Here is a 2,019-nt window from a genome sequence, read left to right on the forward strand (position 1 = left end):
GGCCAGACCGCGCCATCTGGAAAGCTGGTGCAGTGGACCGCTGAGGGCAACATCTCCTCGCATGTCGACCGCACCTTCCCGCTGGCGCAGACCGCCGACGCGCTGAAAGTCCTCGCCGGCCGTCAGGCCATGGGCAAGGTGATCCTGCATCCGTGATTGACTTGTAGTGGTGGGTTAGGCGCCCTTGCGCCGTAACCCACCACTACGCGTTTGCCATGTGAGTCGATGGGTTACGCGCTACGCGCTAACCTATCCTACTAATCACTCAGTCGAGCTTCGCTGTGTCGCCGGCGTTACCGGGCTTGCTCGGATCCGGCGCCGGCTTTTTCGGTGGGGGTGGCGGCGGAGGCTTCGGCGGCGGATAGTCGAGCTTCGCGGTCTCGCCTGCGACGTGATTTTCCGGCTCTTTCGGATCGTCGGATTCACCCATTTTGACCTCCCAATCATTGATGATCGGGCTGACCGCGGCCTTGCGGCCGGGGCCGCCGCCAAGTGATCCTCGCCAAGCCGGCATGAATTTCATTACGCGAGATCAAACCGTCCTACGCGCCTGAGCGGATCAACATACCGAGATTGCAGGTAGTACGATTCCGTCGAGGCCGGGGCCGTCGATGGATGCACCGATAGCGGCCGACTAACCGAACGCGCGACGCTTAGGAACTACGCCTCTTCCAAACCCCGCTGAATTGCTGCGCGGGCAGCTTCGCGGTGCGCCGGGGTGATGTTGCTGGCGACCATGCGGAGCGCGGTGGCGAGGATCGCCGCGTCGTCGGTGAAGCCGAGGATCGGCAAGAAGTCCGGCACGAAATCGAACGGCAGCACGAAATACGCGATGGCGCCGAGCAACGCGACCTGAACGTGGCGCGGCGTCTGCCGATCGAATGCGCAGTAATAGGCAGCGAGGACGTCCTCCACGAACGGCAGATGGGCCGCGACCAGCTTCAGCTTGCGCCAGAACCGGTTGCGCAAGGTTTCGGGATCCTGCGCCAGCCTGTCCGCCGGCTCGAAACCCACGCTGTGATCAGTCGTCATCGCACGCCATCTCCTGCGCCAACGCGCTCAGAACCCTCATTTGGGAACGCGGCGCCGGCCCTGCAAGCCGCGCCGCCTCAGGCGAGACCGAACTGCCGCGCCACCTTGTCCATCACGGCGGCGAGCGCGATGTCGCGGGCCGTGACGCCCCCGGCATCGTGGGTGGTGAGTTCGACCTCGACGGTCTTGTAGACGTTGCGCCAATCGGGATGATGATCCGACTGCTCGGCCGCCAGCGCCACCTGGGTCATGAAGCCGAAGGCTTCGCGAAAGTTCCCGAACACGAAGCGCCGGCTGATCGCCTTGCCGCCCGGCTGCTCGCTCCATCCGGGCAGTGTTTGCAGCGCTTCACGCCTTTGTTGGTCCGAGAGCGGCTGTACCATGTCATTCTCCTCCGCGTTACCTGCAGAGCCATAATGCAGCCAAAGCCGACCGCTAGCCATGGCGAGTCGGCGGCGAACAATCCGGCGGCGGGGCGAAGCGACTTGACGGGAGGCATCCGATCGGATGGACAGGACGCGGCTTTTTTCCCGATCGACCGACACGACGGCTCCCGCCGAAACCATGCTGCAATCGCCTGTTCGTACCGCGCGTCAACGCGTCACCCTGCTGGCGGTAGGCGCCATCCTGGCTTTGGTCGGCGTAGTGAGCGCCGGTTACTACTTCGCAATGCGGCCGGTGACGCTGCGGATCGCGGTCGGGCCACAGGCCGGCGATGACTTCAAGGTCATCCAGGCGATTTCGCAGGCCTTTGCCCGCGAGCACAAAACCGTCCGCCTCAAACTGATCCCGACCGAAAGCGCCGCTGCGAGCGCCTCCGCGCTCCGCGCCGGCGACACCGACCTGGCGGTGATCCGCGGCGACCTGCCGCTCCCCAAGACAGCCCAATCTGTCGCGGTGCTGCACAAGAACCTCGCGGTGCTGTGGGCGCCAGGCAAGTCCGCCTCGACAACCAAGTCCGAGAAGCCGAAGACCAAGAAATCCGGC

General features: G+C 64.7%; 4 protein-coding genes and 1 pseudogene. 2 read left to right on the forward strand and 3 right to left on the reverse strand.

What is annotated here, in order from left to right; genetic code table 11:
• The coding region (locus I5M_RS31490) for a zinc-binding dehydrogenase (RefSeq protein ID WP_148287901.1) at nt 1-156 on the forward strand (156 nt) is incomplete at its 5' end.
• A gap of 109 nt (nt 157-265) precedes the next feature.
• Here I5M_RS31490 and I5M_RS32805 read toward each other — a convergent pair.
• The 3 genes from I5M_RS32805 to I5M_RS18225 form a co-directional block, all read right to left on the reverse strand.
• Nucleotides 266-430 carry a hypothetical protein gene (locus tag I5M_RS32805; protein ID WP_159104006.1) on the reverse strand — a complete coding sequence of 55 codons (165 nt, stop codon included), beginning with the start codon at nt 428-430 and terminating at the stop codon, nt 266-268.
• 230 nt (nt 431-660) lie between these two features.
• A complete protein-coding gene (locus I5M_RS18220) occupies nt 661-1,032 on the reverse strand; it encodes a YkvA family protein (RefSeq protein WP_022722708.1) in 372 nt (123 codons plus the stop codon).
• Between the two features lie 77 nt (nt 1,033-1,109).
• Nucleotides 1,110-1,415, reverse strand: coding sequence for a 4a-hydroxytetrahydrobiopterin dehydratase (locus tag I5M_RS18225; protein WP_022722709.1), 306 nt, complete (start codon nt 1,413-1,415; stop codon nt 1,110-1,112).
• Nucleotides 1,416-1,596: 181 nt separating this feature from the next.
• Between I5M_RS18225 and I5M_RS18230 the strand changes: the two are divergent.
• Nucleotides 1,597-2,019: pseudogene (locus I5M_RS18230) on the forward strand (TRAP transporter substrate-binding protein); the annotation flags it as partial.

Source organism: Rhodopseudomonas sp. B29 (assembly GCF_000333455.1).
Classification (GTDB): Bacteria; Pseudomonadota; Alphaproteobacteria; order Rhizobiales; family Xanthobacteraceae; genus Rhodopseudomonas.